Origin of the sequence: Vibrio sp. 10N.222.46.A1, assembly GCF_041473595.1 — a bacterium.
Lineage (GTDB): Bacteria > Pseudomonadota > Gammaproteobacteria > Enterobacterales > Vibrionaceae > Vibrio > Vibrio tasmaniensis_A.
Genome location: NZ_JBFRSN010000686.1, coordinates 1 through 8,043, shown reverse-complemented (window position 1 = coordinate 8,043; position 8,043 = coordinate 1). Strand labels below are relative to the sequence as shown.

Below are 8,043 nucleotides of genomic sequence, written 5' to 3'. Positions count from 1 at the left end.
CATTGATATCGCTAGCGCTTCCGCAGCCTTAATACCATCGATACCAGCAGATAGGATACCACCAGCGTAGCCTGCGCCTTCACCAGCCGGGAAGAAGCCCTTAAGGTTGATGCTTTGGAAGTCTTTGCCACGTTTGATGCAGACAGGAGAAGACGTACGCGTCTCAACACCCGTTAGCAGGCCGTCTGGCGTAGAGAAGCCTTTGATCTTCTTCTCGAACGCTGGGATTGCTTCACGAATTGCTTCGATAGCAAAATCAGGCAGTGCTTTTGAAATATCAGTTAGGTGGATACCTGGTGTGAATGATGGTTTTACTTCACCGATCTCACTTGGATCGCGACCTTTCAGGAAGTCACCGATTTTCTGTGCAGGGGCGTCGTAGTTCTCGCCACCTAGAACATAAGCGGCACTTTCTAATTCACGTTGTAAACGGATACCTGCTAGTGCATCACCTGGGTAATCTCGCTCTGGGTCGATACCCACAACGATGGCACTGTTTGCGTTGCGCTCTGCACGTGAGTATTGGCTCATGCCGTTGGTTACTACGCGGCCTTCTTCAGAAGTCGCGGCAACCACAGTACCACCCGGGCACATACAGAAGCTGTATACAGTGCGGCCATTCTTACAGTGGTGTACTAATTTGTAGTCCGCTGCACCTAAGATAGGATTACCTGCGTTTTTACCGAAGCGAGCTTCATCGATCATCGCTTGCTTATGTTCGATACGGAAACCAACAGAAAAAGGCTTAGCTTCCATGTAAACGCCACGTTCGTGCAGCATTTCAAACGTATCACGAGCACTATGGCCAACAGCCAGTACAACGTGGCGAGATTTGATCTCTTCACCGTTAGAAAGCGTCAAGCCAGTGATTTGACCGTCTTCCATGTGAACGTCATCAACGCGAGTGCTGAAGCGGATTTCGCCACCTAGCTCAATGATAGAAGCACGCATCTTCTCGATCATGGTAACCAGTTTAAAGGTACCGATGTGTGGCTTACTTACGTATAGAATTTCTTCTGGTGCGCCAGCAGCTACGAATTCTTCGATTACCTTACGGCCGTAGTGCTTTGGATCTTTAACTTGGCTGTAAAGCTTACCGTCAGAGAATGTACCTGCGCCGCCTTCACCAAACTGTACGTTTGATTCAGTGTTCAGAGTACGCTTACGCCAGAAACCAAAGGTGTCTTTCGTACGTTCACGAACTTCTTTGCCACGCTCAACGATGATTGGATTGAAACCCATTTGAGCAAGCACTAGGCCAGCGAATAAACCACAAGGGCCAAAACCGATAACGACAGGGCGCTCAGTTTGGTTCTCAACCGCTTTAGCCACGAATTTGTACTCCATGTCGGGAGTCACTTTTACGTGCGGGTCGCTAATGAATTGCTCTAACAACTCAGCTTCGTTTTCAACGAGAACATCAAGCGTGTAGATAAGTAAGATTTTTGATTTCTTACGAGCATCGTAGCCACGTTTAAAGATATTAAAAGAAAGTACCTGATCAGAATTAATGCCAAGCTTCGCTTCAATAGCAGCTTGAATGGCTGATTCTTCGTGGTCTAGAGGGAGTTTAATTTCGGTTAAACGTATCATTTCGATGTCTCGTCTTTATAGGTGTCTTAGCTAGACCGCTTCTAAACGCAGAGTTTGATGAAAACGCTGATGTTGAAAGAAGCGATAAGCTCACAATGGCGCGCATTTTACGAGAAATTGATTTATCTGTCATACTAATTTGGAAACATGGAGCAAATAGACACGATATTAGAGCCGTATGATGTTGAATTTTGCCTTGGGATGAGTATTATCCTCCATTCTTCAATTTTGACTAACTTATAGAGCAGAGCATCATGGCATTTGTCGTAGGCGATAACTGTATTCAATGTAAATACACAGACTGTGTGGCGGTATGCCCCGCAGATGCGTTCCATGAAGGCCCGAATTTCATGGTAATCAACCCAATCGAATGCATTGATTGTGGTTTATGTGTACCTGAATGCGATGCTCAAGCGATCTTCCAAGAAGATGATCTGCCAGAAGATCAAAAGATCTTTATTGAAGTGAATGCCGAGCTTGCCGAAATCTGGCCGGTACAAACTGAAGTCAAAGCACCGATGGATGAAGCTGAAAAGTGGAATGGTGTCGCTGATAAGTTGGCAATGCTAGAAAAGTAATTGTTGAAAAGAACTCAAATAAAAAGGCGTACTGATTTAATCAATACGCCTTTTTTAATATCTGAGCAGTGTCGACTGGCTCGTTAGCTTATGAAATTTAGCTATGCTGACGACGCATGTTGTCGAGAATAATACCTGTCGCCATTGCTACGTTCAGAGACTCTGCGCCACCGAATGCTGGAATCGTAATCTTGTCTGTCACGAATTTAGCGGCGTGTTCACGAATACCGTGAGACTCACTGCCCATCAGTAAAATACCGTTGGCAGTAAATTCCGTCTTATGAACACTTTCACCTTCTAAGAACGCTCCGTAAACAGGCAGGTTCGCTTGCTCTAAGTATTCAGGTAAGTCTGTTTGGCTTACGTGTACTCGGCCAAAGCTGCCCATGGTCGCGCTGATCGTTTTCGGGTTGTATGGGTCTGCACAATCGCTGCTCGCAACGATATGCTTAATGCCATACCAGTCTGCTACGCGAATAATCGTACCTAGGTTGCCCGGATCAGATACACCATCCAGTGCAATCATTAACCCAGTAGCTTTTGGTAATTCAAACGTTGGGATCTCAACAACAGCAATCGCCGCATTGTTACTCACCAAAGTACTCGCTTTGGTTAGGTCATCAAGCGAGGCTTCAACACAATCAAACTCAAACAGTGACGCGTGATTTTCAGATAAGAAATCAGCCGTAGCAAAGACGTTCTTTACGACTAAGTCACTATTGAACAGCTCAAGTACGTTTTTTTCACCTTGAACTAGAAACAGGCCGTGGGCTTTACGTTGTTTCTTTTGGCCCAAAGCACGAAGGAGTTTTAATTGGTTTTTTGAAATCATGTTTTTATCCTAGATATAAGCCCGCGCATTATAGAGCAAAGGTTGGATAACCAAAAGCGTGATAACTCAATGCGATCCACTAAAAAGCAAAAGCAACCCACTTAAAAAAGAAAAGCGCACTAAATAGCGCGCTCTTATCTGATTTAATCATCTAACATTAAGCTGAACTCAAGATTAGCTGACCTGTATGATTAATATGGGGCAGGGTAGCGCTTAAACACTGTGTTGATATCGGTAAGGATCTCTTCTGACAACGGTTTGCTGAACGCTGCTACGTTCTCTTTCAGTTGTTCCATAGTGGTTGCGCCAATAATAGTGGAGGTGACACCATCAACTTGATTACACCACGCTAATGCTAGTTGGCTCGGTGTAAACCCGTGAGCGTTCGCAACTTCGAAATATCCTTTTACGGCCTCATTGGCAGACTCAGTGTCGCGGAAAATACCTTTACGCTGCATGTACGTCCAACGGCTGCCTTCTGGTCTCGCACCATCAATGTATTTGCCACTCAGCATGCCCGCTGCTAACGGTGACCATGGTAGGTAGGCAACGTCTTCATGCACACAGTTTTCAATCAAATAAGGCCAGTCTTTCGCGTGCAGCAAGCTAAATTCATTCTGAATAGAGACCATTCGCGGTAAATCATGCTTCTCACTGAGCTTAAGGTAAGTGTTAATACCCCAAGTGGTGTCATCAGACAAACCAACATGACGGATTTTTCCGGCTTTAATGCAGCCCGCTAGTGCTTGGAGGATCTCTAGCATCTCCGCTTCATGCTGCTTTCGGTCGATATCACTGAATCGAATATGATTCGGGAAATGCTTGCCAAAGTGAGGCGTCGTTCGGTTTGGCCAATGCAGTTGGTAAAGGTCGATATAGTCCGTTTGTAAACGCGCTAGTGAAGCGTCAACCGCTGCAATTACAGCTTCCCCCGTGATTGGCCCGCCATCTCGAACCCAAGGCAATCCCGGACCTGCAATTTTGCTGGCGATGATGACTTCTTGGCGGCGCTGCGGATTGCGAGCTAACCAGTTACCTATGATTGCTTCCGTTTTACCGTAGGTGTCTGGAGACGGTGGTACTGCGTACATCTCTGCGGTATCGATAAAGTTAATACCTTGGCTTAGCGAGTATTCGATTTGTTGGTCAGCTTGTTGTTGCGTATTTTGCAGCCCCCAAGTCATGCTGCCAAGGCAGATTCGGGAAACGGGAATTTGACTACTTCCTAATTTTGAGTATTCCATTAAATTCGGGGTTCCTGTAGTGAGGCTCGTTAGTGCTCGCAGTGTGGATATTGAAAGAGGGCGAGTGAGGAATGAAAACGAATATAAATTATTAGCACAAAATGGCAACACAGGGTATGGCTTGGACAAGTTTAATGAATCATTTCTCATTGCAACAAATGAGTCTGCTTGATGATTGAGAAGCAACATACAAAAGACGCGATAGATAACAAGGTGTTAATAGATCAGGCGCCTGAATGAAGCTGCATTGGGATAGGAGAAAGATTCAGAGACAAAAGAGCTCTACATCAACGAGAAGTAGAGCTCTTTTTTAGGGGTTCTATAAACAAGTTCTGAGTATTGATTAAGTTACGAGGTCGCGTTGGTGTCAAAACCACCTTGAGATTGCGCCTGTCTTAGAGCTTCCTGCCTTTGAACTTCTTTCTCAGTTAATACTGGTTGAAGCGTTTCCTCAGAGGCTTGAGGAGAGAAAATGAAATATTTATTAATCGTCATAACTGTGTCTCCGTGTAACGTATGACAGATTCTGCATCAAGGATAAATTGTGATCATCATCTACTTTGTACTTTTTTTAGGCTGAGAGCGGAGGGCGTAGAATGCGTACAAAGCGATCGCTTATCATCCGTATGCAATGTTGAACTGACGAAACCCTCTGTTTTCAAGTATAGGAAGCGCATCTAATTTCGCACAACAATGATTTAGAGCAATTACATACATGGTCAGGGGCGTAAGATGAAAAGCCTCGCGACTGACTCTGCGTACGTATTTGTCTAAAAATACATCGCTTATCTATCTTAATAATTAGGTCAGTAAATCAATTACTTAATCCATGGTGAGATGAATTATGGAAAAGCTTGTAGAACGTTTCTTGAATTACGTTACTTTTGATACTAAATCCGATCCTTCTAATCAGCAATGCCCAAGTTCACCGGGTCAAATTACTTTTGCTGAAGCCTTAAAGTTAGAATTGGTTGCATTAGAGTTAGTTGATGTGTCTTTAGACGAAAATGGCTATTTGATGGCTAAACTGCCGTCGAATGTCGATTATCCAGTGCCTGCGATTGGCTTTGTGGCGCATATGGATACCGCTCCTGATGCTTCAGGAGCAAATGTGAAACCACAAGTGATTAAAGCTTACCAGGGTGGAACGATTGAATTAGGTGAAAGTGGCGAGAGTTTGAACCCAAGCCAATACCCAGACCTTGATTCTTTACATGGTCACGACCTTATTACGACTGACGGCACAACTCTGCTTGGTGCCGATAACAAAGCGGGCATCGCTGAGATCATCAGTGCGATTGCTTACCTGAAAGCGAATCCAGACATCAAACATGGCGACATCTGCATTTGTTTCACACCGGATGAAGAGATTGGCCGCGGTGCGAACCTGTTTGACGTTGAAAAATTTGGCGCCGAGTGGGCGTATACCATCGATGGTGGGCCAGTAGGGGAGTTGGAATTTGAGAACTTTAATGCCACGAGCGCTGATGTTATCTGTCATGGTGTGAACGTTCACCCAGGTACCGCCAAAGGTAAAATGGTGAACTCAATGAACATTGCAGCGCAATTCCAACTGATGATGCCTGCGCAAGAAACACCAGAGTGCACAGAAGGTTATGAAGGTTTTTACCACCTGAAGTCGGCTGAAATGGGGGTGGCTCGCTCTGAACTGGGATACATCATCCGTGATTTTGAACGTGAGGGTGTAGAAGCGCGTAAGGCATTCATGCAACAGAAAGTGGATGAGCTGAATGAGCGTCTTGAGAAAGGCCGTGTTGAGCTGGTGCTAACCGATAGCTACTTCAATATGAAAGAGATGGTTGAACCGCATCAACATATTATTGAATTAGCGAAGCAAGCGATGATTGAGTGCGATGTTGAGCCAATGATCAAGCCTATCCGAGGTGGTACAGACGGTGCTCGCTTATCTTTCATGGGGCTACCGTGTCCGAATATCTTTACTGGTGGCTACAACTTCCACGGTATTCACGAGTTCATTACCATTCAAGGTATGGAACAAGGGGTAGAAGTGATCGTGAAACTCTCTCAACGTACCGCTATTCACTATCAAAAATAGCCGCCTAAAACGCGATATCTCTTTGTATTTTTGAGAGTATTCATTAATACTCTCTTTAAGCATAAGGGAGTACGCGATGAAAAAGTTAGTTTTACTTTGCACCCACTTAGCCGTGGGTGCTTTTGGTTTTGGGCTTGGTGTCTACGCACTACCTATCTTGATTGAGCCTGATTCTCCTTCCTCAAGTTCTGTTGAAGCGATCAGTCAGCAGGCGATCTATACAGGTGAGTTCACCAAAGACCGACAAGACAGTGACTTTTTGCATTGGGGAGAGGGCATGGTCTCTGTCTCTGAAAGTGCGATAGCTTTTGAAGGTGAATTGGCGCCGGGGCCGGATTATAAGGTTTACCTATCACCTAAGTTTATTGAAACCGAACAGGCATTCAATGACAGCAAGAGTGAGTTACTGAGAGTCGGAGATGTAAAAACATTCGACCGATTTATGGTTAACCTCCCAGAAGGTACTGATCTTAATCGATTTAATACCGTTGTGATTTGGTGTGAAACTTTTGGCCAATTTATTACTTCTGCCAAGATAAAATGATAGCCTTACTAGGGCGTGTTGATCTTTCGAACAAAATTTAACCGCGAAAGGTCAACACGCCCTAATAGCTGATAAAAGCATGAAAAGGAGCGCTCTATTTTTGAGTGCTTTTTCATAATGCGTTTATTGGGTTGAGTCAGTCGCTGTAAAGCTCATCGTTATAGAGCTAATCGTTTTAATGCTCGTCGTTATAAAGCTTAATTGTTGTAATACAAAGGAATAAGTAATGGAAAAGATGTGGCAAGTAATAGATTTCTTACTCGCTAATAAGTTTATTTTTAGTGTGCTGATCATCTGCATTATATTAATAATCCGACGAATCACTTTGTCTCGAATCCGTGGTGATGTCGCTTTTCTTAGTGAAGACCAACGTAACTGGATGTCACGTACCAAAAATGGCACATTCGCGATTATTGTTGTGACGTTATTCGTGTTGTGGAAATCCGAAATCAGCGAATTTGCGCTGTCTGTTACCGCTATTGCGGTTGCGATAGTCGTGGCTTCAAAAGAGATCATCCTCTGTTTTACTGGCTCTATTCAGCGTGCGAGTTCTCGCTCATTTCGAATTGGTGATTGGATTGAAGTGGGCAAAATCAGCGGTGAGGTGATTGAGCACAACTTGATGGCGACTGTGATTCAAGAAATCGATTTGTATCATGGGCAATATCACTTCACTGGCAAGACTGCCACGCTGCCTAATAGCATGTTCTTCACTTATCCGGTAAAGAACCTCAACTTCATGAAGCGCTATGTTTATCATAACTTTTTTGTGACGGTGAAAGACTTTGTAAACCTATACCCTATGGTGCCGGGTCTTATCGTGAAAATTGAAGAGCATTGTGAAGAGTTTATCGATGTTGCCCGTCGTTACAATGGTGTGATTGAGAAGCACGCTGGGGTTGACCTTCCTGGCTCTGAACCGCACATTCATATCACGAGCAGCTCAACGGGTGAGCAAGAAGTCCACTTTATGATCTTCTGCCCGACAGAGAAAGCGATTCACCTTGAACAGGATATCCGTAAAGATTTCATGGAAGCTTACGCGTTGGCATTTCCCTCAAGTGACTAATACGATGCTGGAAGCTAACAAGTCCGAATAAAAAGAAAGCCGAGAGCGATAATATCGACTCTCGGCTTTTTTGTATTTGAGATCTAGACTTAGACCTGAGACCTAG

At 44.4% G+C, this 8,043-nt stretch carries 8 protein-coding genes; 4 read left to right on the top strand and 4 right to left on the bottom strand.

The window, feature by feature from the left end; translation table 11 throughout:
• Positions 1–1,593, bottom strand: a 1,593-nt coding sequence (locus AB4496_RS18380; RefSeq protein WP_372131576.1) for an NAD(P)/FAD-dependent oxidoreductase, incomplete at its 3' end; no start/stop codon positions are given.
• Between the two features lie 254 nt (positions 1,594–1,847).
• On the opposite strand from AB4496_RS18380, the gene fdxA reads away from it, so the two are divergent.
• A complete protein-coding gene (gene fdxA, locus AB4496_RS18375) occupies positions 1,848–2,171 on the top strand; it encodes a ferredoxin FdxA (RefSeq protein WP_009844780.1) in 324 nt (107 codons plus the stop codon).
• A 97-nt stretch (positions 2,172–2,268) separates the two neighbouring features.
• Here the strand turns inward: fdxA and AB4496_RS18370 are convergent, their stop codons facing one another.
• From AB4496_RS18370 to AB4496_RS18360, 3 genes are all read right to left on the bottom strand, one after another.
• Positions 2,269–3,003, bottom strand: coding sequence for an RNA methyltransferase (locus AB4496_RS18370; protein WP_009844781.1), 735 nt, complete (start codon positions 3,001–3,003; stop codon positions 2,269–2,271).
• A 191-nt stretch (positions 3,004–3,194) separates the two neighbouring features.
• On the bottom strand, positions 3,195–4,247 hold the full coding sequence (locus tag AB4496_RS18365; protein WP_102258179.1) for an aldo/keto reductase: 1,053 nt from the start codon (positions 4,245–4,247) through the stop codon (positions 3,195–3,197).
• A gap of 348 nt (positions 4,248–4,595) precedes the next feature.
• Positions 4,596–4,742, bottom strand: a complete 147-nt coding sequence (locus tag AB4496_RS18360) for a hypothetical protein (protein ID WP_009844784.1) — start codon at positions 4,740–4,742, stop codon at positions 4,596–4,598.
• Positions 4,743–5,091: 349 nt separating this feature from the next.
• Here AB4496_RS18360 and pepT point away from each other — a divergent pair, with 349 nt between their 5' ends.
• The 3 genes from pepT to AB4496_RS18345 all read left to right on the top strand — a co-directional run bounded on the left by pepT (position 5,092) and on the right by AB4496_RS18345 (position 7,937).
• Complete coding sequence (pepT, locus tag AB4496_RS18355; protein WP_102258178.1) at positions 5,092–6,324, top strand: peptidase T; 1,233 nt, start codon at positions 5,092–5,094, stop codon at positions 6,322–6,324.
• A gap of 76 nt (positions 6,325–6,400) precedes the next feature.
• Positions 6,401–6,868, top strand: coding sequence for a DM13 domain-containing protein (locus tag AB4496_RS18350; RefSeq protein WP_017099789.1), 468 nt, complete (start codon positions 6,401–6,403; stop codon positions 6,866–6,868).
• Between the two features lie 226 nt (positions 6,869–7,094).
• A complete protein-coding gene (locus tag AB4496_RS18345; RefSeq protein WP_009844787.1) occupies positions 7,095–7,937 on the top strand; it encodes a mechanosensitive ion channel family protein in 843 nt (280 codons plus the stop codon).
• Positions 7,938–8,043: the final 106 nt, after the last annotated feature.

Coding starts and splice junctions, on each gene's coding strand:
- fdxA (WP_009844780.1), top strand. CDS start 1,848: ATGGCATTTGTCGTAGGCGATAACTGTATTCAATGTAAATACACAGAC.
- AB4496_RS18365 (WP_102258179.1), bottom strand. CDS start 4,247: ATGGAATACTCAAAATTAGGAAGTAGTCAAATTCCCGTTTCCCGAATC.
- pepT (WP_102258178.1), top strand. CDS start 5,092: ATGGAAAAGCTTGTAGAACGTTTCTTGAATTACGTTACTTTTGATACT.
- AB4496_RS18350 (WP_017099789.1), top strand. CDS start 6,401: ATGAAAAAGTTAGTTTTACTTTGCACCCACTTAGCCGTGGGTGCTTTT.
- AB4496_RS18370 (WP_009844781.1), bottom strand. CDS start 3,003: ATGATTTCAAAAAACCAATTAAAACTCCTTCGTGCTTTGGGCCAAAAG.
- AB4496_RS18345 (WP_009844787.1), top strand. CDS start 7,095: ATGGAAAAGATGTGGCAAGTAATAGATTTCTTACTCGCTAATAAGTTT.
- AB4496_RS18360 (WP_009844784.1), bottom strand. CDS start 4,742: ATGACGATTAATAAATATTTCATTTTCTCTCCTCAAGCCTCTGAGGAA.